We start from the raw sequence: 20274 nt of genomic DNA, 5'->3' as shown, positions 1-20274 counted from the left end.
AAGACCAGTACATAAACACCGCTGATCAAGGTTCTTAGAAGGCGGAAAAAGACATGTCACAGAAACACGCCAAGCTTCTCATTATCGGGTCCGGTCCGGCCGGCTATACTGCGGCGATCTATGCTGCCCGCGCCATGCTGGAGCCCGTCATCGTCCACGGCCTGCAACCGGGCGGCCAGCTGACCATCACCACCGATGTCGAGAACTATCCGGGTTTTGCGGATGTCATTCAGGGCCCTTGGTTGATGGAGCAGATGCAGAAACAGGCAGAGCATGTCGGCACGGAAATGATCTCCGACATCATCATCGAGGCAGACCTGAAGACGCGGCCCTACACGTTTAAGGGCGACAGCGGCACGATCTATACCGCCGATGCCGTCGTCATCGCCACCGGCGCCCAGGCCAAATGGCTGGGCCTGCCGAGCGAGCAGAAATTCCAGGGCTTCGGCGTCTCGGCCTGCGCCACCTGCGACGGGTTCTTCTATCGCAACAAACATGTCGCCGTCGTCGGCGGCGGCAACACGGCCGTCGAGGAAGCCCTGTTCCTGACCAACTTCGCCTCAAAAGTAACCCTCATCCACCGCCGGGACGAGCTGCGCTCGGAACGCATCCTGCAGGATCGCCTGTTCAAGAACCCCAAGGTGGAAGTTATCTGGGACACGGAAGTGTCTGAAGTTCTGGGCACGGAACAGCCACTCGGCGTCACCGGCCTGAAACTGCATAACCGCAAGACCGGCGAGAATTCAGAGATCGAGGTCGACGGCTTCTTCGTCGCCATCGGCCACGCCCCGGCAACGGAACTATTCAAGGGTCAGGTCGACATGAAAGACAGCGGCTACATCATCACAGCGCCGGATTCCACCGCCACCAGCATTCCCGGCGTCTTCGCCGCGGGCGATGTCACCGACGAGACCTATCGCCAGGCGGTCACCGCCGCCGGCATGGGCTGCATGGCCGCGCTGGAAGCGGAGCGATATCTTGCCGAGCATCACCTTGCCGAAGCGGCGGAATAAAACAAAGGCTGTCCAAGGGGCAGCCTTTTCTATTTCAGGCTTTCGATGACCTTTTGCAGCCTGCTGCGCACATCAGCAGCAATGCTGCCGAGATTTTCGTTCTCTACTGAAGACATTGACGCCACGGGATCGACGGCAGCAATTTCGATTTCGTCATTCGCGATTTTCTGCACAATGACGTTACACGGCAGCATGACACCAATCTTGTCCTCTGCCTGCAAGGCTTGCCAGGCCATTTGCGGGTTGCAGGCACCAAGAATGCGATAGGGGCGGAAATCCTTGTCGAGTTTCTTCTTCATTGTCGCCGACACATCGATTTCAGTCAGCACACCAAAACCTTCCTGCCTGAGTGCAGCGGTGACCTGCTCGATGGCGTCTTCAAACGATGCAGATATGGTTTTTGCGAAATAATAGCTCATGCGATCCTCCTGATCCGAATTTCCGGTGGTCATCATGTAAGAGGAGTACAGAGAAAAGCATCTCGCTAGACTGTGACATATCTCCTCAACAATGATCTATTGAAGAAATAAAAAGGGAGGCCGAAGCCTCCCTGCCCTGTTTCCGGCGCTCTTCACACAGTGCACCGAACCGGATTTTCAATATAATATGATCAGCCCTGCATAGAGCGCAGCATCCACGCCGTCTTCTCGTGGAACTGCAGGCGCGCGATGAGCAGGTCTTCCGTGCCATCATCATCGGCTTCATCAGCAACTTCAATGAAGTCGCGCAGATGCGACGCTATCGCTTCGTGATCCTTGGTCAGGTTGGCGATCATGACCTCGGCACTCGGCACGTCATTATCACCCTCTTCGATCTTGCTCAGCTCCGCCATGCGACGGCCCGAGCCCGGTGCGAACACGCCCAAGGCGCGGATGCGTTCGGCCAGTTCGTCGAGCGCGGCCCACATGTCGCGATACTGTTCCTCGAACATCAGGTGCAGCGTGCGGAATTGCGGACCGGTGACGTTCCAGTGATAGCCATGGGTCTTCATGTAAATCGCGTAGGTCTCAGCCAGAGCCTTCGACAAGGCCTCGGCAACTTTTTCGCGATCGTCTTTCTCAATACCAATATCAACAGACATGATTGTATCTCCCTTGTTCATGTTAGAGACATAGGACATGAGCCACATTAATCAAGACGATAATACAGCTATTTTGAATAGATTCTATCGATACAGCGTGAAGGGCTCTTATTCCAGCCCGTCACAGAATTTCTGGATGCGGAAGCAGGCATCTTCCAGGGAGGACTTGTCCGTCGCATAGGAAATCCGGAAGAATGGCGACAAGCCGAACGCAACGCCCGGCACGACAGCCACCGCCTCTTCTTCCAGCAGGGCCGCGGCGAAGCTTTCATCATCCTCGATCTTGATGCCGGAGCGCGATGTCTTGCCGATGCACCCGGCGCAGGACGGATAGACATAGAAAGCCCCCTCCGGCGACATGCATTCGATACCCTTGGCATCGTTCAGCATGGAGACAACGAGATCGCGGCGGTCGCGGAACGCGGCATTGCGCTCCTTCAGGAACTCATGGTCGCCGTTCAGCGCGGCAACACTTGCCCATTGCGAGACCGAGCACGGGTTCGACGTCGACTGGCTCATCACCTTGCGCATCGCGCCGATCAGCTGGGTCGGGCCGCCGGCATAGCCGATGCGCCAGCCGGTCATGGCATAGGCCTTGGAGGCACCGTTCATCGTCAGCGTGCGATCATACAGCGCCGGCTCGACCTGTGCTGGCGTGACGAATTCAAAGCCGTCATAGACGATATGCTCATACATATCGTCGCTCAGCACCCAGATCTTGTCATTGTCTTTCAGTACATCGGTGATGCCCTGAAGCTCCTGCGCAGAATAGGCGCAGCCGGTCGGGTTGGAAGGCGAGTTGAAAATGAACCACCGCGTCTTCTTGGTGATGGCTTTTTTCAGCGCTTCTGGGCGCAGGCGGAATCCGTCCTCGGCCTTGGTCTCGACGATCACCGGCTTGCCGCCGGCAAGCAGAACCATGTCCGGATAGGACACCCAGTAGGGTGCCGGGATAATGACCTCGTCGCCGGGGTTCAGCGTCGCCATCATCGCGGCGAAGATCATGAACTTGCCACCGGGCGTAACGATGATCTGGTCGGTCGTGTAGGCAAGGTCGTTATCGCGCTTGAACTTCTCGACCACTGCCTTTTTCAGCTCGGGTATACCGTCAACGGCGGTATATTTCGTCTCGCCGCGCTCGATCGCCTCGATGGCGGCCTTCTTGACGTGTTCCGGTGTATCGAAGTCGGGCTCGCCGGCACCAAGACCGATCACATTGACGCCCTTTGCCTTCAGGTCGCGCGCCTTCTGCGTCACGGCCAGAGTTGGCGAGGGTTTTACGCGCTTCAGCGTTTCGGAAAGGACAAGATCGGCCATTCAATACTCCCTTATTCGCAGGAACTAATAAGCCTCTCGGTGCAGGATGCAACTTTTCTCTTTGTCACGACGCCATGAGGGTTAACATGAACCAAAACCCCCTGTAGGCGTTAGGGGTGTAAGGTAAATTGGGCGCAGGGGCACATATGATTTTCCAGACATCGGCAGACGACGAACTTATCCCGCTTGACGAGATCGCCGAGCAGACCAGCGGTTTCTTCGGGGAAATTCAGGAAAAGCTCCAGTCTGCCTGGCAGACGATCGAGGCCAATGGCCCGGAATGGGCGATCGGCGTCGGGGTTGTCGCCCTGCTCTATCTGTTTTTCCGCCTCGTGCGCGCCGTGATCGCCGGAATGCTTAAGACGAAGAAGCATCCGGCGAACAGCCTGCGCAATGTACTGGCGAGCCTCGTCTCCGGCACCAGCAGCCTCGTCATCATCGTCGGTGCAGCGGTGCTCGTCGCGCCGTTCGTGTTCAACCTCTCCGACGACAACCTCGCCTTCCTGCGCACCTGCTTCACCGTGCTGGTCATCATCCAGCTCGCCCTGTGGGCACGCGTGCTGGCAAAAGCTTTCCTGACAAGGGCGGCAGAGCGCAGCACGTCAGACGACAGCACCATCAAGAACGCCATGTCGGTGCTGACCATCCTGGTCAATGTCGTGATCTTCCTGATCGCGGGCATGACGATCCTGCAGAACATGAATGTCGATGTGACGGCGCTTGTCGCCGGCCTCGGCGTTGGCGGTATCGCAATCGCCCTTGCCGCCCAGAATATTTTTCAGGACCTGTTTGCCTCGCTGTCGATCATCTTCGACAAGCCTTTCGCCAAGGGCGATTTCATACAGTATGGCTCCGACGGCACACGCATGGGCACGGTGGAAAAGATCGGCCTGAAGACCACGCGGATAAAGTCGCTATCGGGTGAGCAACTGGTCATCGGCAATAGCCAGCTGCTGGCGGCAGAAGTGCGCAATTACCGCCGCATGACCGAGCGGCGCATCGTCTTCCAGGTCGGCGTCACCTATCAGACCCCCCATGACCAGCTGGAGAAAATCCCCGGCTACCTGAAGGGGATAATCGAGAATGCCGACAATGTGCGTTTCGACCGGGCTCATCTGCTCAGCTTCGCCGACAGCGCCATTTCCTTCGAGATCGTCTATTTCGTGCTCACGCGGGAAATGATCGACTACATGAACGTCAATCAGAGGATCCTTCTGGCCATCCACCGGAAATTCGAGGAGGAAGGCATCGATTTCGCCTATCCGACCCGGACACTGTGGATCGAGGGTGGCGGCGACAAGCCGACCGCGATGGAAAGCGAAGCGCCGACATCCGCCCTCTCCGATCGCAGTACCGGCCTGATGAAGCGCAAATAACGTTTACCGCTGCCTCGCTCGGTACCTTTGCCTTTTGCCCCACGCTCGCTACTCTCTGTGAAAGACAACAGAGGGTTATCCGAGATGAAAAACATCGCCTGCGCGGCTGTCGCCGCCGTACTGCCTGCAATTTCCGGTGTAGCGTATGCGCAGGATACCGCCCCTCCCGGCGAGGTGATGAAGCTCTACGATATCGCCAACGCCCCCTCGCCCGAACGGATTCGCGCCGATATCCAGACGCTGGTCGATTTCGGCACCCGCCACACGCTCTCGGAAACGCAGAGCGATACACGCGGCATCGGCGCTGCCCGCCGGTGGATCTTCGACGAGTTCGAGAAGATCTCCGCCGAGTGCGGCGGCTGCCTCGAGGTCATGTACATCTCCGACACGATCGAGGGCACCGATCGCATCCCCGAACCAACGGAAGTTGTCAGCGTCATCGCTATCCAGCGCGGCACGCTGGACCCGAACCGTTTCGTGATGATGTCTGGCGACATCGACAGCCGGGTGACGGACCCGCTGAACGGCACGGATGATTCCCCCGGCGCGAATGACAATGCCTCCGGCATGGCCGGCGCCATCGAAGCCGCCCGTGTGCTGACGAAATACCAATTTGCCGGCTCCATCATCTATGCCGGCCTGTCCGGCGAGGAACAGGGCCTGTTCGGCGGGGAGATCGTCGCCGCCCATGCGCTTGAGGAAGGCTGGCAGATCAAGGCCGTGCTCAACAACGACATGATCTCCAACATTTCCGGCATCGATGGCGTGATCGACAATTCAACCGTACGCGTCTTTTCCGAAGGCACCCGCGCCGTCGAAACAGAGCGCGAGGCCTATCTGCGCCGCTTCACCGGTGGCGAGGTAGACTCACCATCGCGCAACCTTGCCCGCTATATCGACAGGCTGTCCGATGACTACATGACCAATCTCGACGTGATGATGGTCTATCGCCTCGACCGTTTTCGCCGCGGCGGCCACCACCGCCCGTTCAACGAGGTCGGTATTCCCGGTGTGCGCATCATGGAGGTACACGAACATTATGACCGCCAGCACCAGGACCTGCGGGTCGAGGATGGCCGCGAATATGGTGACACGATGGAAGGCGTCGATGAGAACTACGCGGCGAAACTGACCGCGCTGAACGCCATCACCCTCGCCGGAATCGCAGGCGCACCGCCCTTCCCCGCCAATGTCGAGGTTGAAGGCGCCGTTTCGCCGGACACGACCCTGACCTGGGAAAGGCCGGAAAATTCCGGCAATCTCGCCGGTTATCGCGTCTGGTGGCGCCTGACGACGGAACCGCAATGGACCCATTCGCGTTATGTTGGTCAAGTCGATAAATACACGATCGAGGATATCGTCATCGACAACTACTTCTTTGGTGTCTCTGCAGTTGCGACAGATGGCAGCGAGACACCGGTCGTATTCCCTGGGCCGGCGGGGCGGTTCTAATTTTTTAGGGTGACCGCGTCGTTATTTAGTCTTGTCTGCCGCGTAGAAACGGTCGGCTGAAGCTCCAAGAAAACATATGGAGCTATACAGGACGTCTATGACCATACCTTCCAGCATCGACATCGTCATTATCGCAGGCCGAGATGATCTGCCCCTACTGCGATTGCAAGCACGCTCAATAAGCCGTCATCTACAAGCGGATCTTATCGGCAACATCTTGATTTGCGTCGATGCAGATGACGCCGAGCCGGCAATTACGGATATCCACCATCAGCTTGCCGGGGAATATGGGGACTTTTGGAGCAAAGTGCAGGTTGTGGATGCGCGTGTAAGTTTGGACCTCGCTTCAGGCCTGCACGACAAGGCCTATCGTCAATTGACCCTGTTTTTTGCTGCAGATCTTGCCAGGACACCATACTGCCTGCTGATGCAGGCGAAGGATCATATCCTTCGCCCTACCCGTGTTGAAGACCTTTTTTCCGAAGACGGACGACCGTTCTTTTCATTAGCTTCAGAGGCTGAGCGACCGGTCAACGACATGTTGCGCGGTGCCTATAACTTCTACAATGTTTCTACTTTACGCATTCCAAAATCCACGCCGCCATCCACCACACCAATGATGATTATTCGTGCAGAGGTCGACGCCCTGAAAAAAAGCATCGAGCTCAGGGCAAAGTCTTCGCCGAGAGATTTCATGGCGTCAAATGCCGATAGCCTGACATTTCTGGCGCTGTATCAGGCATACCTTTTTTCAAGGGAAAACCAACCTACGTCGCTCTATGTGTCAGTGCAGCAGAACAGGCTGAAGCTGACCAGCGACTGGCCCAATAACTGGCAGGATATCGACGAGATACTGGATCGCACACGGAAAAACGATTGCAGATATTTCTCAATCCATGCGGCTCGCCTTGGCAAGCTGGCTCGCGAGCACACCGACAAGCTTCTCCTTCTCTGGCGTAATTGCGGACTGATTGCAGATAATGAAAACACAGACTGGTTGGTCCCCGTCGAGTCGTCCGGTGAAGTGCACAACCCATTTCCTGACATTCCAGATGAACAATTCCGTCTGTATTATCGCCAAGGCTTGACCCTGCTGTTAGACAAGAACTGTCTCGTTGATCAGTACATGATAGAGCGTGGTTATTGGGAAAACCGCCAGATCGAGCGACTGCTAGGTTTCGCTGAAGCTGCCGAACTCAAGCCCGGAGCAAAAAGGGTCTTCCTGGACGTCGGCTCATTTTGGGCCTTATACTCATTAAAGGCGCGTCAATCCGGCCTGTTCGATGAGATCGTCCTTTTCGAGGCAGACCATCGAAACTTCAGCCAGCTACAAGCACAGCTTTTTCTTAATCATGTCATCGTACCAGATGAAATTCGTACCATTTTTGCTCCGGTAACTGACAAGCCTGGTCCCGTTAATATGATGCGTAGCGAGCTGCGCCGTGACGGTAACCGTGGAGCTGCCGGCATCATGCCGGAGGGACATCCCGTCCCGCCGATCGAACTTCAGGGGGTGTCGCTCGACTCAGTTCTAGACTATGAGAACTGCCTGTTGGTCATGAAGTTCGATGTCGAAAAGCACGAGATCCAAGTTCTGGCTGGCGCAAGGACCTTATTGAGAGCAAATGAGGCTGTGCTGCAGATTGAGAGCTACGAACTTGCCGACGATGTCCATTCCTTCCTGAAAGGGATCGGTTATCGCAAACTGGGCGAAATCGGGCCCGACCGATTTTACTCAAACATTCCATCACTTGAGAGCTTTGAGTAACTGGCCATTACCCCGACATCGCAAACGCCCCGGCGATTTCTCGCGCGGGGCGTTTTCTGTTTTACATGATGTGCCTTCTACTGGGTATCAGGCTTTGGCTTGATCGTGCCTTCGGCGAGGCCTGACAGGTCGATACCGTTTATGCCCAGTTCCTGCATCAGGCTGTCGATCAGCGGGGCCTGGGTGCGATAGCGCAGCGCCGCGTTGACGGCCTGGTCGGCGATCCCGACACTGCTCCCCTCGCCGCCGCTGACAGCGCCGCCGCCATGGGAGGAGCCGTTGAGCCCATCCACATGCAGGATCTTGATGCCATCGATATTCTGCATCGGCTTGACGGATTCGGCGATGATCTCCGGCAGGGACTTGAGTAGCTCCACCTTGATCTGCATCGCGATCTGGTCCGCAGACAGAATGTTCATCGCCTCGTTGATCGCCTTCTTGCCGGCAGCCTCGACGCGATAGACCGCTTCCTGGGCCTCTGCGCGCAGCTTCTCTGCCTCGGCATGGGCCTGTGCGGCGATACGCTCCTTCTGGGCTTCACCGTCAGCGGCAATACGCACGGCCTCGGCCTTGTCGGTTGCGGCTGTTTTCTCGGCATCGGCCGCGATGGTGACGGCAAGGGCTGCCTGCTCGGCGATCTTGCGCGCCTCGATCAGCTCGATCTGCTTCTCACGCTCGGCGACTTCCGTTTCGCGGGCGGTGACGACTTCCTCAGCCGCCTTGGCCGCGATGGCCCGGGCGTGATCGGCCTCGGCATCGGCTTCAGACTTCTCGCGCGACTTCTGCGCGATGGCAATATCGCGGGATTGTTCTGCCAGCTCGATCTGCTTCGACTTCTCGACCGAAGCCGCCTCAACTGCCTGTTCCTTCTCGATCTCGCGCTCGGCGACGACACGGGCAGACTGAATGTCCGACTCGCGGACCTGTTGCTCCGCCGCGATGCGTGCCTGGCGGGCTTCCCGCTCGCGCTCGGCTTTTTCCCGCTCGATCTGGGAGGCCTGCTCGGCAGCCCTGATCGCGACTTCGCGTTCCTGATCGAGACGGGCATATTCATTATCCCGGCGAATCGCCAGTTTCTGTTGCTCCGCATCGAGATTTTTACGCTGGATCAGGACTTCGGTTTCCTGCTCGATATCATTGCGCTTCTTGCGGCGCTCCTCGATCTCCTGCGTCAGCTTGGTCAGGCCCTCGGCGTCGAACGCGTTGTTGGGGTTGAAATATTCCTTGTTGGTCTGGTCAAGGCCGGTCAGCGAGACCGATTCCAGTTCAAGGCCGTTTTTCAGGATGTCCTCGGAAACGGCCGCCTGCACCTTTTGCACGAAGCTGACGCGCTGTTCATGCAACTCTTCCATCGCCATCTCTGCGGCAACGGCGCGCAGGGCATCGACGAACTTGCCCTCGACCAGCTCCTTCAAGTCCATCGGCGCCATGGTGCGCTTGCCCAGCGTCTGGGCGGCATTGGCGATGGATTCGACGGTCGGCTGTACACGGACATAGAACTCCGCCTGAACATCGACGCGCATGCGGTCCTTGGTGATCAGCGCCTGTTCATTGGCGCGGCGCACTTCCAGCCGCAGTGTGTTCATGTTGACGGGGATGATCTCGTGCAGCACCGGGAAGACCAGTGCGCCGCCATTCATGATCACTTTCTGCCCGCCGAAACCGGTCCGCACGAAGGAAACTTCTTTGGACGATCGGCGGTAAAGCCGTGCAAAGATCAATCCGATCGCCATCAGGGCGATAAAGACAATGCCTGCGATAATTCCCACATCGGTAAAGCTGTTCAACATGATTCCCTCTCCTACTCCCTGTCAGACATGGCGGCACTGGTATTGCGTATGGCCTGGTAGATGCTGCCGGATTGTCTGACGATGACAATTTCATCTGCCTGGCTGAATGTTTCCCCGTCGAGATCAGGCTCGACAAGGATGTAATGGGACTGGCCGAAACTGTCCTTCAGCTTGGCCTCTGCGGGCGAGCCCTTTGCGGCGATGCCGCGTACGATGGTCGCTACCTTCCCGATAAAGAGTTTCTGGCTGACTGCCTCTGTCTGCTCCTTCGGGATCATCATGGCAAAGCCAAGCCCTGCATAACGCGTGACAGGCATTGCCGCGAAGAATGCCGGTATGGCAGCAAGGAAGGACGGAATTGCCATGCCCAGAAGCGCCATCTGCAGGCCCTGGATGACAAAGCCGGCCAGCCCGAACGCCGTCAGGAAAATGATCAGCAGGACCAGCACCGGCACCTTGCCGACACACAGCCAGCCAAGCAGCTGGCTGAGCGGTCCTGCGCCCGGCGCATCCGGCACGGCCGGGGCATCGGCATCCAGAGGCCCGCCCACATCGCCATCGAAGTCGACGTCCATGTCGACATCGATATCCGGCAGCATGCTGTCGAGGGCGGCGGAGGCCGACGTGCCCATGAGCGCGCCGACAATCTCCACCATGGCGATGATCAGCATCAGGACGATGGCCACCGCGAATGGTGTCGTCGCCGGAGAGAAGAAGATCTCTGCCATCAGTCAGCCGATTTGACTGCCTTGACTGCGGCAAGGCGTTCCTGCACCCGGTTCGAACGGGCGATCTTTTCAAGCTCGGCGAGCTTGGCTGCCGTCTGCGCATCGGCACCCTTGGTGCCGCCAATGCCTGTCGCCCCTTTCAGCGCCCGGTTGAAAGCCGTTTCGGCATTCTCTGCGCGCCGGTCAGGCCCGTCCTTCGAGGGCGTTGCGCCGCCGGTGGCCGTGGCGCCATCCTTCGGTCGGGACGCGATGAAAGTTTCCAGATCCTCTTCCATCTCGCCGCGGCGGCCGCTCAGGGCTGCGATATAGCTTTCAAGCTCTGCCTGCTGTTCGGCGGCATCCTTCAACGCCTCTTCCAGCACCGGCATCTGCGCCTCCAGGTCGATCTGGCGGGAGATGGCTGCCTCTGCCAGGTCGTCCCGGCCCTCATCGACGGCCATCCGGATCTTTTCGCCCAGCTCTTCATGCTTGGCGGTCGATTCCATCAGCCGCTTGTTGGCGTGATGCTTGTTGGCGATGACGACACCCAGCTCATCGCGCACATCGTCGATCGCCCGGTCGATCTCGCGGATCGCTTCCTTCATGACCGTTTCCGGCGCGGTATTCTCCACGGCATCAACAATCGAGTTGACACTGCCCGACACCAACCGCTTGACGCGGTTCACCAATCCTTCAGCCATTACTTGTCTCCCTTCCTCTTTTCCAAAGACATGTTCACGAGTTCTACAAGTTCAAGAACCGGCCCCAGCCTTTTGCTGACCCCTTGCGGGTCGTAGCATCGATTTTCCCGGGTCAGTCCTGCCTCGAGCGTTTCCCTGATCAGCGCGAATACTTCATCCAGAAGTTGTGCCTCAAAAGCTTTCAAAACCGTTTCAGGATCAGCTGAAGCCTTGCCAGTTCCCTTTCCTGCGCCGCCCTTTTCAGCCCCGGAGGGACCCGCGAAGACGGTTCCGGCAAGCTCTGGCAGACGCTCGGTCACCTTGAGCATGAAATCGGAGCGCAGGTCCGCCTCCCCCTCGAGCTGACGAACCTGCCGCCGCGACTGGCGCAGAAGGTCATGAAAGGCCTCTGCAGCCTGTATCCTGTCGCCCAGCCCTTCCTGCCGCTGGCGCTCGGCCTCGAGCAGCGCCCGCAGTTTTTCAGATGGGGTCCTCGCATTGCCAATTTCCAGCCTGGCAAGGAACGCGGCGTCATCATCGTTGACGCGGACAGAGAGCGGCGTTGTTTTCATATGTATGCATCCGTTTACATATGCATACATAATCTTTCCAGACCGTCATTTCAAGAGGTCGAATAGGAAATCCGAAACGAAAAACGCCCCGGCGATTTCTCGCACGGGGCGTTTAATTGGGTGCGGGAATAGGATTTGAACCTATGACCTTCAGGTTATGAGCCTGACGAGCTACCGGGCTGCTCCATCCCGCATCAACAGTGCGCCTGCCGGTTCAGGCGCTTCGGAACACGCCTTATGCGCTTCCCGGATCAGGAATTCAAGGGCTTTTTGAGGTTTTTTTGCCGAAAATTCCTCCACCTTTACAAGTGTTTAGACGTGGAGATGCCGATTTGGGGAAAAAGCATGTCCCGATCCCCTCTTGCCAGCCGCGACGATCGGGTGTTCCATCTGGCGGAACACTTATACGGAACAATTCCCTTGCCGGTGAGGTAGGCCGATGCAGCTCAGCGATTTCGACATTACCCCTGACCGAGGCTTCCTTTGCAGCTTCGATGCGCCGGACGTGGTGCTGCCGGAAGCTTTTGACGAGATCGTCGATGCCGGTATCTGCCTGCCCGACTACCTGATGACAGACAAGGTCCGCTTTTTTCTCGACCGATTGCCGGAAGTGCCGGTGGCCGCAGCACTGGCAACGATGAGCGATGCCGAAAAGCGCATGGCGATGGTGCGGTATTCCTTCCTCGTGCAGGCTTATGTCTGGGGCGAGACAGAGGTGCCTGCCGCCCTGCCGCGCTGCCTCGCCCGGCCGATCTGGGACCTCGCCAGGGCACTGGGCCAGCAACCGCTACTGCCATATTCGTCCTATGTCCTCGACAATTGGGGAATGATCGAGCCGGATGCCGGGATCACCCTCGACAATTTGTTCATGATACAGAATTTCCTCGCCGGTCAGGACGAGGCCTGGTTCGTGCTCGTCCATGTCGCGATCGAGGCGGCAGCCGGAAAGGCGCTCGCCGAGGTCCCGGCGATGCTGGACGAGACAATGCAAGAAGACGGAACGGCGCTGACCGCATCCCTCGGCCGGATCGGCATGGTGTGGCAGGAGGTCAACTCCCTGTTCGACCGCATGCCGGAGAAATGCGACCCCTATATCTATTTCAACCGTGTACGCCCCTATATCCATGGCTGGCAGGACAACCCCGCCCTGCCCGGCGGCCTGATCTATGATGGCGTGGGTGATACCGAAGGAAAGCCGGTGGCTTTTCGTGGGCAGACCGGCTCGCAGTCTTCCATCGTGCCGTTGATGGATGCGCTGCTGGGCCTGACCCATGAACAGGACCCGCTGCGGCGCTATCTCGATGAGTTGCACATCTATCGCCCGCCCGCCCATCGCCGCTTCATCGATGCGGTGCGCGAGCGTTCAGCCGTGCGCGCCACCGTACAGGCATCCGGCCCCGGCGAGATGCGCGACGCCTATAACCATATCGTCGAACAGATTGCGGCCTTCCGTACACGGCACCTCGAATATGCTGCCAGCTATATCAACAAGCAGTCGAAGGGCGGCGCCGGCAACGACACCGAGGTCGGCACCGGCGGCACGCCCTTCATGCGCTATCTGAAAAAGCACCGCGACGAATCACGCGCCCAGCTGATCGCCTGACGTTTCCCCCTGTTCTTGTTCAGGCCGTGCCGCTGCCCAGTTCAGCAACGCATCGAGCACGGGACAAAGGGACTGTCCCCACTCCGTCAGGAGGTATTCCACCTTGGGCGGCACCTGCGGATAGACGATGCGGCGGACGATGCCGTCGTCCTCCATCTGGCGCAGCTGCTGAATCAGCATTTTCTGGGATATACCGGGTATGGCCCGTTCCAGTTCGGAAAACCGCATCACCTGCCCGCCAAAAAGATGAAACAGGATGACCAGTTTCCACCGTCCTTCCAGCATCTTCAGTACAGATTCAACGCCTGCTGCTGCCGTTTCGCGGGTCAGCGGCTCATGCTTACCTTCAGGTAAGTTCCCTACTTTTTTGTCCGTACTTGTCATTAATTCAGCCTAGCGCCATGTGGAGGTCACCACAAGATCAACAGCCAAAGAGGAGCAAACCATGACTGACCTCCATGACAGTATCCGCCAGTATTTCGAGGCAACCAACAAACGGGATTTCAATGCAGCCATAACCGCTTTCACGCCCGACGCCATCGTCAGGGATGAAGGCAATACCTACAACGGCCTTCCGGAAATAAGGGCATGGATGGAGGGCGCTGCCAAGCAATATTCAACGACCGCCGAAGTGCTTTCATCTTCTGAGATCAGTGACAGACCGACCGTGAAGGCGCGTGTAACCGGGACCTTTCCGGGTAGCCCAATCACGCTCAGCTTCTTCTTTGTCCTGAGCGATGAGAAAATCAATACCTTGGAAATCAAGGTGTGATCATGACCCGGAAATTTTCTCTCGACCACGAAGAATTCAAGGACCGCAAGGTTCTCGTCACCGGGGGCACCAAGGGTGCCGGCCAGGCCATCCTGAGACGTTTCGCCGAGGCTGGCGCTATGACCGCCACAAGCGCGCGAAGTCATCCGGATGAAAAGCTCGAAGCCGATCTTTTCGTGGAGGCGGACCTTTCGTCCCCGGAAGGCATTGAGACACTGGCAAGCGCCATAAAGGCCGACTTCGGCGTGCCCGATATCATCATCCACTGCCTCGGCGGCTCGTCCACACCCGGGGGCGGCTTCAGCGCCGCGACAGAAGAGTTCTGGCAGAAGGAATTGAACCTGAACCTGCTTTGCGCAGTACGGCTCGATCGGGCCCTCCTGCCGGATATGGTGGCACGGGGTACCGGATCGATCGTCCACGTCTCATCCATACAGGCGCATCTGCCGCTGCATGAGTCGACTATGGCCTACGCCGCCGCCAAAGCCGCGCTGACCAGCTACAGCAAATCCCTGTCAAAGGAGCTTGGCCCGAAAGGTCTCCGTGTGAACACTGTCTCCCCCGGCTGGATCATGACGGGGGCATCCGAAGAGCTGGTCAAACGCATCGCACAAAGCGGCGGTACTGACGAAACGACAGCCCGTGAGAGTATCATGGATGCGCTGGGCGGCATCCCCATCGGCAGGCCAGCCATGCCGGAAGAAATTGCCGAGCTTTGCGCTTTCCTTGCATCTGAACGCGCAGGCGCGATTCACGGCGCGGATATGGTCATCGACGGCGGCACCATCCCGACCACCTGACCCCCGCATAAAAAAGCCGCCCCGAGGGGCGGCTTTTGTCGATCAGGCTTTCTTGCGCAGATTGAGTCGCCCGCGCATGATCCGCAGCAGCAGCCACAGTACCGGCACGCCGATAATCAGCCATGGCAGGATCGCGGCGAAGAACAACACCATGGTGGCGAGGCTGTCGGCGAGGACACCAAAGAATTGCTTGAACGCATTGCCCAGCGACTCGAACGTGCTGGAGGACACCGCCTGCGGCAGGGTCTGGTAGGACAGGCTCATCTTGTCCATCGACACCCGCGCCTGCAGCACACGCAGATAGCTTTGCGCACTTTCGATCTCGCCTTGAACGCGGGCAAGTTCCCGCTCGATCTGCAATAGGTCACCGACCTGGTCGGTATCCTTTTCCAGCAGCACGAGCAGCCGGTCGCGCAAGGTTATCTGGGCATCGAGTCGCGCTGTCGTATCGGTGATCGTGCGGGTCAGGTCCTCAGCCCGCATGGACGAGGAGGAAAGCTTGCCGTTGGCGTCCTTCGCGTCGCTTTCAAGACCGGTGCGGAAGTCCCCCATCCAGTCGCGCGCGGCGCGGATTTCCAGCGATGCCCAGGACCAGTCCTCACCTGACCCGCCCTGATTGCTGGAAATGACCTGGCAGATTGCGGGGCCGGCCGATTCGCATTCGGCCATATGGGCCTTCATGACCGGGCCGACACGGACAGCCGGCACCTGTAACTCGGCGCTGTATTCATAGGCCAGCATGCGACCACCAACCGGCTCCGATTCGCCCTCGGTCGGCGCAGGCTCAGCCATCTTGCCAGCAGCATACTCGGCCTCGTAATCAGCTTCAGGCGCGAAGGCAGGAGCGGAATCCATCGACGCGGCCTCTTCATAGGCCATTTCGACATCACCGCAGCCGGCAACAATTGCCAGCATGGCCAGACACAGAAATCTTTTCATGAAACTCTCTCCCTTTTCCCTTTTGTCTTGCACGATTGCGGCAAAGCCGCGGCAATGCAACGACTTAAAAAAGGGCTCGTATTTGTCAGGGAGTGAGTCGGTCGTGAGTGTCTGCTTTTTAGCAGCGCCCAGATACTAAGGGCGCTTTCTCCCGACGATGAGGCCAGACCGGAACCACAGCCGCAGGCCGGGTACGGACCGCAAATGACGGTCCATTTCCCACGCTGTGCGTGTCAACGGGTTCTGCGGGTTTTTGAACAGCTTTTGCGAGACTGGGCTCGCGGCCGCAGAAGCGAGCTGGATCGGATGCAGTGTGACGTCGAATCGCTCTTCGAACAGTTTCCACTGTGGATGATCGATCGGCTTTTCATCCGGCGTACGCAGTGCCGGCGTCAGGTGCCGGACGAGTTTCATCACCGGGTTGAAGTCGAGCGGTTCCATGAAAACCATGGTGCCACCGGGCTTCAGCACCCGTGCGATCTCGTCGAGAGCGACGGCATAGTCGAGATGGTGAAGGATCGCCTTTCCAAACACGACGTCGAAACTTTCATCCTCGAACGCCAGTTCATGAGCATCCATCAGCTGGAAGTCTGGCTGGATCGACGTCTGGTTCAGCGCGGCCCGGCCATTGTCGATCTCGGTCTGGGAAATGTTGATACAGACCAGTTCATCGACCGGCGTGCCGAGGCGATGGACCCAGCTCTGCCAGGTTGCGGATCCGACTTCCAGGAAACGACCATTTGCATGCGGAGCAAAGGCCGCCTTCAACAGCGCATCGACCTCATCATCCCAATAGGCGCCGGCATGGGACCAGACGGCTTCAAACCCGGTCCGGTCGAACCCCTCATCCCAAGCTTCCTGCTCGCGCAGCACTCTATCATCCATGGCCATCTCCCGACTTTACTACCGCTATTGGTGCACGGATCGTGCCAATACCCCAGCTAGGCAAAAAACTATTGCGACCAGTGATGGGCATAGGCATCTGCCGCCCACCATCGCGTGTCTGCCCTCATCCGCTCCCGATCCGACTCCGTGAGCCAGCGTGAGAGGCCTTCATTCTCCGCGCGCATATCGCGAACAATATTCTCAGCCAGGGGGCGCGGCACTGCCCAGGGCGCCGCCTTGCCACCCGGCATGAGACGGCGCAGCACGAGGTCCATCCGTGGGGCATTAGGCTGGCGCAGGCCGGGAAAGCGGCGATAGAGCGCGACATGGTTGGCGGATAGAGCGCTATTGACCCTGCTACCGGGCGGATATGTGGACGGGTCGATATCTAGCGCGTCAAAAGATCCTCGATGATGTCCCGCCCATCGTTCAGACGCACACTCACTCTCCTGACGCAATCAAGCGCAGCGATCCTTTCAAGGCGTGTGGTCCATTTTGCCGTATTGCATTGGGTTTTCCATATGGTCTCGATCGATGCGCGATCCTCGCGCCAGGCGAACCATTGCCACCATGCCGACTGGAGCCAGGAAATCTGCGGGCGCACCCAGGCAAGAACATGCAGATCGAGGCGCGCCCGCAGTTCCTCTGGCAGATCCCTTAGCCCGGCAATATTGATGTTATTTCCCCAGTTTTCATTGGAGATGATCGGTACCGACCGGTCCTGCGGATTATCCCGATAGTGACGATCAAGCGAGAGGATGGCGTCGGCAAGGGAACCTGTGGAGGCACTGTACCCGGCCAGGCTGGCCCTGTTCTTCAACGCAACCTGCCAGTCAGGTATCAGGCGGCCATTCGTGACCACAAAATATCCAAGAGAATCTTGCCCGGACACAAGCCGGCGGTTCCTGCACAGATAATGCTGGATCGCGGAGCTGCCGCATTTGGAATAGCCGATATGGACAATGATCTTGAGCATGGATCTTCGGCGTGCGGCCCTTATCGCACCGATTTGGTCAGGGCAGTGTGACCGCAACCGGCGGGAAATAAAAGTGGCGCAAACAAAAACGCCGCCCCGAAGGGCGGCGTTTTTAAGAAGTGATACAGGGTTTTCAAAAGCCGTCTTTGCAGGCCTGGCGACGACCTACTCTCCCACGCCTTGAGACGTAGTACCATCGGCGCTGCAGGATTTAACGGCCGTGTTCGAGATGGGAACGGGTGGGGGCCCTGCGCCATAATCACCAGGCCGGCGAAAACGGCTTTTGAAATTGCGAGAGTTTATAATGTCTTTGACGCTCGTGGCAGATCCGTCGAAACGGACCGTTCGCCACGCATGAGATAATGCTTCATACGCAGTTACGGCATAGTAACTGGCATGAGAAATGATCAAGCCTATCGAACAATTAGTACCGGTTAGCTCCATGCGTTGCCGCACTTCCACACCCGGCCTATCAACGTGGTGGTCTTCCACGGTTCTCAAGGGAATACTAGTTTTGAGGGGGGTTTCCCGCTTAGATGCCTTCAGCGGTTATCCCGTCCGTATATAGCTACCCTGCTGTGCCGCTGGCGCGACAACAGGTCCACCAGAGATACGTCCACCCCGGTCCTCTCGTACTAAGGGCAGATCCTCTCAATATTCCTACACCCACGGCAGATAGGGACCGAACTGTCTCACGACGTTCTAAACCCAGCTCACGTACCGCTTTAATTGGCGAACAGCCAAACCCTTGGGACCTGCTCCAGCCCCAGGATGCGATGAGCCGACATCGAGGTGCCAAACAATGCCGTCGATATGGACTCTTGGGCATCATCAGCCTGTTATCCCCGGCGTACCTTTTATCCGTTGAGCGATGGCCCGTCCACGAGGGACCACCGGATCACTATGGCCGTCTTTCGACTCTGCTCGACTTGTCAGTCTCGCAGTCAGGCTGGCTTATGCCATTGCACTCAACGAGCGATTTCCGACCGCTCTGAGCCAACCTTCGCGCGCCTCCGTTACTCTTTGGGAGGCGACCGCCCCAGTCAAACTACCCACCATGCAGGGTCCCGGAACCGGATAACGGTCCGCGGTTAGACATCAATAACAATCAGGGTGGTATTTCACCAACGACTCCACCCCAACTGGCGCCAGGGTTTCAAAGTCTCCCACCTATCCTACACAAATTGTCACTAATGCCACTGCAAAGCTATAGTAAAGGTGCACGGGGTCTTTCCGTCTGACCGCGGGTACCCCGCATCTTCACGGGGAATTCAGTTTCGCTGAGTCTGCGTTGGAGACAGTGGGGAAGTCGTTACGCCATTCGTGCAGGTCGGAACTTACCCGACAAGGAATTTCGCTACCTTAGGACCGTTATAGTTACGGCCGCCGTTTACCGGGGCTTCAATTTGGTGCTTGCACACCGCCTTTTAACCTTCCGGCACCGGGCAGGCGTCAGACCCTATACGTCGTCTTGCGACTTCGCAGAGCCCTATGTTTTTAGTAAACAGTCGCCACCCCCTGGTCTGTGCCCCCCGCCCAAAGTTGCCTTCGAACGGGGCTCCCTTCTCGCTAACTTACGGGAGTAATTTGCCGAGTTCCTTCAACGCAGTTCTCTCAAGCGCCTTGGTATGCTCTACCAGTCCACCTGTGTCGGTTTAGGGTACGGTCTAATAGGGAGGCTATTTCCAGGGACTGCTTCGCGGCCCGACCAATCCAATAAGGTCGAACAACTTACGCAATCCGTCACACATCCCTTGGCCACTGAATATTAACAGTGTTCCCATCGTCTACGCATTTCTGCCTCGACTTAGGGGCCGGCTAACCCTGCGCAGATTAGCTTTACGCAGGAACCCTTGGACTTTCGGCGAGAGTGTCTCTCACACTCTTTATCGCTACTCGTGTCAGCATTCTCACTTCCGATACGTCCAGGCAACCTCGCAGTTACCCTTCATCCGCCTACGGAACGCTCCGCTACCGCGTGCACAAAGTGCACACCCGAAGCTTCGGTGTGTAGTTTAAGCCCCGTTACATTTTCGGCGCGGGACCCCTTAATTAGACCAGTGAGCTGTTACGCTTTCTTTAAAGGATGGCTGCTTCTAAGCCAACCTCCTGGTTGTTTTGGGAGTCCTACATCCTTTCCCACTTAACTACAACTTAGGGACCTTAGCTGTCGGTCAGGGCTGTTTCCCTTTCCACTACGGACCTTAGCACCCGCAGTGTGTCTGCCATTCAGTTCTCTCTGGTATTCGGAGTTTGGTTAGGATCAGTAAGCCGGTGGGGCCCCATAGCCCATCCAGTGCTCTACCCCCAGAGGAATTCGAATGACGCTCTACCTAAATAGATTTCGCGGAGAACCAGCTATCTCCCGGTTTGATTGGCCTTTCACCCCTAGTCACAAGTCATCCCGTTCTTTTTCAACAGAAGTGGGTTCGGACCTCCAGTGAGTGTTACCTCACCTTCATCCTGCTCATAACTAGATCACCGGGTTTCGGGTCTAATCCCTCTAACAAACGCCCTATTAAGACTCGCTTTCGCTGTGCCTA

Annotated in this window: 19 protein-coding genes, 1 tRNA gene and 2 rRNA genes (1 of these 22 only partly in view); 7 read left to right on the top strand and 15 right to left on the bottom strand. The window is 57.7% G+C overall.

Annotated features, from left to right (window positions below; translation table 11 throughout):
* Positions 1 to 53: 53 nt before the first annotated feature.
* On the top strand, positions 54 to 1013 hold the full coding sequence (trxB, locus tag FF098_RS03765) for a thioredoxin-disulfide reductase (RefSeq protein WP_155137581.1): 960 nt from the start codon (positions 54 to 56) through the stop codon (positions 1011 to 1013).
* Positions 1014 to 1042: 29 nt separating this feature from the next.
* Here trxB and FF098_RS03760 read toward each other — a convergent pair whose 3' ends face one another.
* The 3 genes from FF098_RS03760 to FF098_RS03750 all read right to left on the bottom strand — a co-directional run bounded on the left by FF098_RS03760 (position 1043) and on the right by FF098_RS03750 (position 3411).
* Positions 1043 to 1432, bottom strand: a complete 390-nt coding sequence (locus FF098_RS03760) for a DUF302 domain-containing protein (RefSeq protein ID WP_155137578.1) — start codon at positions 1430 to 1432, stop codon at positions 1043 to 1045.
* Between the two features lie 191 nt (positions 1433 to 1623).
* Entirely contained in the window at positions 1624 to 2115 is a 492-nt protein-coding gene (locus tag FF098_RS03755; RefSeq protein WP_205967363.1) for a Dps family protein, read from the bottom strand.
* Positions 2116 to 2202: 87 nt separating this feature from the next.
* The gene (locus FF098_RS03750; RefSeq protein ID WP_155137572.1) at positions 2203 to 3411 is read right to left on the bottom strand and encodes a pyridoxal phosphate-dependent aminotransferase; all 1209 of its coding nucleotides are present in this window, start codon (positions 3409 to 3411) and stop codon (positions 2203 to 2205) included.
* 146 nt (positions 3412 to 3557) lie between these two features.
* Between FF098_RS03750 and FF098_RS03745 the strand changes: the two genes are divergently transcribed.
* The 3 genes from FF098_RS03745 (at position 3558) to FF098_RS03735 (ending at position 8007) form a co-directional block, all read left to right on the top strand.
* Positions 3558 to 4787 (top strand): mechanosensitive ion channel family protein, encoded by a 1230-nt coding sequence (locus FF098_RS03745; protein ID WP_155137569.1) that lies wholly within the window; start codon positions 3558 to 3560, stop codon positions 4785 to 4787.
* Between the two features lie 84 nt (positions 4788 to 4871).
* Positions 4872 to 6239: a M28 family metallopeptidase gene (locus FF098_RS03740; RefSeq protein ID WP_155137566.1), complete on the top strand. Its 1368-nt coding sequence runs from the start codon at positions 4872 to 4874 to the stop codon at positions 6237 to 6239.
* Between the two features lie 97 nt (positions 6240 to 6336).
* The gene (locus tag FF098_RS03735; RefSeq protein WP_166426303.1) at positions 6337 to 8007 is read left to right on the top strand and encodes an FkbM family methyltransferase; all 1671 of its coding nucleotides are present in this window, start codon (positions 6337 to 6339) and stop codon (positions 8005 to 8007) included.
* A gap of 77 nt (positions 8008 to 8084) precedes the next feature.
* On the opposite strand, the gene FF098_RS03730 is transcribed toward FF098_RS03735, so the two are convergent.
* From FF098_RS03730 to FF098_RS03710, 5 genes are all read right to left on the bottom strand, one after another.
* Positions 8085 to 9797 (bottom strand): flotillin family protein, encoded by a 1713-nt coding sequence (locus FF098_RS03730; protein WP_155137560.1) that lies wholly within the window; start codon positions 9795 to 9797, stop codon positions 8085 to 8087.
* A gap of 11 nt (positions 9798 to 9808) precedes the next feature.
* The gene (locus FF098_RS03725) at positions 9809 to 10525 is read right to left on the bottom strand and encodes a YqiJ family protein (protein ID WP_155137556.1); all 717 of its coding nucleotides are present in this window, start codon (positions 10523 to 10525) and stop codon (positions 9809 to 9811) included.
* Complete coding sequence (locus FF098_RS03720) at positions 10525 to 11205, bottom strand: PspA/IM30 family protein (RefSeq protein ID WP_155137553.1); 681 nt, start codon at positions 11203 to 11205, stop codon at positions 10525 to 10527. Before FF098_RS03720 ends, FF098_RS03725 begins: the two co-directional genes overlap by 1 nt.
* The gene (locus FF098_RS03715; RefSeq protein WP_155137550.1) at positions 11205 to 11756 is read right to left on the bottom strand and encodes a hypothetical protein; all 552 of its coding nucleotides are present in this window, start codon (positions 11754 to 11756) and stop codon (positions 11205 to 11207) included. Before FF098_RS03715 ends, FF098_RS03720 begins: the two co-directional genes overlap by 1 nt.
* Before the next feature lie 117 nt (positions 11757 to 11873).
* A tRNA-Met gene (locus tag FF098_RS03710) sits at positions 11874 to 11950 on the bottom strand.
* A gap of 245 nt (positions 11951 to 12195) precedes the next feature.
* Here FF098_RS03710 and FF098_RS03705 point away from each other — a divergent pair.
* A complete protein-coding gene (locus FF098_RS03705) occupies positions 12196 to 13359 on the top strand; it encodes a PrnB family protein (RefSeq protein WP_155137547.1) in 1164 nt (387 codons plus the stop codon).
* Here FF098_RS03705 and FF098_RS03700 read toward each other — a convergent pair.
* Positions 13336 to 13743 (bottom strand): winged helix-turn-helix transcriptional regulator, encoded by a 408-nt coding sequence (locus FF098_RS03700; protein WP_155137544.1) that lies wholly within the window; start codon positions 13741 to 13743, stop codon positions 13336 to 13338. The genes FF098_RS03705 and FF098_RS03700 overlap by 24 nt on opposite strands.
* A gap of 61 nt (positions 13744 to 13804) precedes the next feature.
* On the opposite strand from FF098_RS03700, the gene FF098_RS03695 reads away from it, so the two are divergent.
* Entirely contained in the window at positions 13805 to 14131 is a 327-nt protein-coding gene (locus tag FF098_RS03695; protein ID WP_155137541.1) for a nuclear transport factor 2 family protein, read from the top strand.
* A 2-nt stretch (positions 14132 to 14133) separates the two neighbouring features.
* Positions 14134 to 14931 (top strand): SDR family oxidoreductase, encoded by a 798-nt coding sequence (locus FF098_RS03690; RefSeq protein ID WP_155137538.1) that lies wholly within the window; start codon positions 14134 to 14136, stop codon positions 14929 to 14931.
* 42 nt (positions 14932 to 14973) lie between these two features.
* On the opposite strand, the gene FF098_RS03685 is transcribed toward FF098_RS03690, so the two are convergent.
* The 6 genes from FF098_RS03685 to FF098_RS03660 form a co-directional block, all read right to left on the bottom strand.
* Positions 14974 to 15870, bottom strand: coding sequence for a DUF4349 domain-containing protein (locus tag FF098_RS03685; protein ID WP_155137535.1), 897 nt, complete (start codon positions 15868 to 15870; stop codon positions 14974 to 14976).
* A gap of 135 nt (positions 15871 to 16005) precedes the next feature.
* Positions 16006 to 16755 carry a class I SAM-dependent methyltransferase gene (locus FF098_RS03680; RefSeq protein ID WP_166426302.1) on the bottom strand — a complete coding sequence of 250 codons (750 nt, stop codon included), beginning with the start codon at positions 16753 to 16755 and terminating at the stop codon, positions 16006 to 16008.
* Between the two features lie 68 nt (positions 16756 to 16823).
* Positions 16824 to 17021 carry a hypothetical protein gene (locus FF098_RS03675; RefSeq protein WP_155137529.1) on the bottom strand — a complete coding sequence of 66 codons (198 nt, stop codon included), beginning with the start codon at positions 17019 to 17021 and terminating at the stop codon, positions 16824 to 16826.
* Between the two features lie 122 nt (positions 17022 to 17143).
* Positions 17144 to 17731: a hypothetical protein gene (locus FF098_RS03670; RefSeq protein ID WP_155137526.1), complete on the bottom strand. Its 588-nt coding sequence runs from the start codon at positions 17729 to 17731 to the stop codon at positions 17144 to 17146.
* 152 nt (positions 17732 to 17883) lie between these two features.
* Positions 17884 to 17998 (bottom strand): 5S ribosomal RNA (gene rrf, locus FF098_RS03665).
* Positions 17999 to 18134: 136 nt separating this feature from the next.
* A 23S ribosomal RNA gene (locus FF098_RS03660) occupies positions 18135 to 20274 on the bottom strand; it runs 660 nt beyond the window's last position.

Source organism: Aquisalinus luteolus, assembly GCF_009712425.2.
In the GTDB taxonomy this organism is placed as follows: domain Bacteria; phylum Pseudomonadota; class Alphaproteobacteria; order Caulobacterales; family Parvularculaceae; genus Aquisalinus; species Aquisalinus luteolus.
This window is presented reverse-complemented; position numbering and strand designations above follow the sequence as displayed.

Bases quoted from the DNA above. Each gene is read 5' to 3' on its own strand.
- FF098_RS03715 (WP_155137550.1), bottom strand. From the start codon at position 11,756: ATGAAAACAACGCCGCTCTCTGTCCGCGTCAACGATGATGACGCCGCG.
- FF098_RS03745 (WP_155137569.1), top strand. From the start codon at position 3,558: ATGATTTTCCAGACATCGGCAGACGACGAACTTATCCCGCTTGACGAG.
- FF098_RS03680 (WP_166426302.1), bottom strand. From the start codon at position 16,755: ATGGATGATAGAGTGCTGCGCGAGCAGGAAGCTTGGGATGAGGGGTTC.
- FF098_RS03725 (WP_155137556.1), bottom strand. From the start codon at position 10,525: ATGGCAGAGATCTTCTTCTCTCCGGCGACGACACCATTCGCGGTGGCC.
- FF098_RS03700 (WP_155137544.1), bottom strand. From the start codon at position 13,743: ATGACAAGTACGGACAAAAAAGTAGGGAACTTACCTGAAGGTAAGCAT.
- FF098_RS03750 (WP_155137572.1), bottom strand. From the start codon at position 3,411: ATGGCCGATCTTGTCCTTTCCGAAACGCTGAAGCGCGTAAAACCCTCG.
- FF098_RS03755 (WP_205967363.1), bottom strand. From the start codon at position 2,115: ATGAACAAGGGAGATACAATCATGTCTGTTGATATTGGTATTGAGAAA.
- FF098_RS03740 (WP_155137566.1), top strand. From the start codon at position 4,872: ATGAAAAACATCGCCTGCGCGGCTGTCGCCGCCGTACTGCCTGCAATT.
- FF098_RS03720 (WP_155137553.1), bottom strand. From the start codon at position 11,205: ATGGCTGAAGGATTGGTGAACCGCGTCAAGCGGTTGGTGTCGGGCAGT.
- trxB (WP_155137581.1), top strand. From the start codon at position 54: ATGTCACAGAAACACGCCAAGCTTCTCATTATCGGGTCCGGTCCGGCC.
- FF098_RS03735 (WP_166426303.1), top strand. From the start codon at position 6,337: ATGACCATACCTTCCAGCATCGACATCGTCATTATCGCAGGCCGAGAT.
- FF098_RS03760 (WP_155137578.1), bottom strand. From the start codon at position 1,432: ATGAGCTATTATTTCGCAAAAACCATATCTGCATCGTTTGAAGACGCC.
- FF098_RS03685 (WP_155137535.1), bottom strand. From the start codon at position 15,870: ATGAAAAGATTTCTGTGTCTGGCCATGCTGGCAATTGTTGCCGGCTGC.
- FF098_RS03730 (WP_155137560.1), bottom strand. From the start codon at position 9,797: ATGTTGAACAGCTTTACCGATGTGGGAATTATCGCAGGCATTGTCTTT.
- FF098_RS03690 (WP_155137538.1), top strand. From the start codon at position 14,134: ATGACCCGGAAATTTTCTCTCGACCACGAAGAATTCAAGGACCGCAAG.
- FF098_RS03705 (WP_155137547.1), top strand. From the start codon at position 12,196: ATGCAGCTCAGCGATTTCGACATTACCCCTGACCGAGGCTTCCTTTGC.
- FF098_RS03695 (WP_155137541.1), top strand. From the start codon at position 13,805: ATGACTGACCTCCATGACAGTATCCGCCAGTATTTCGAGGCAACCAAC.
- FF098_RS03670 (WP_155137526.1), bottom strand. From the start codon at position 17,731: ATGCTCAAGATCATTGTCCATATCGGCTATTCCAAATGCGGCAGCTCC.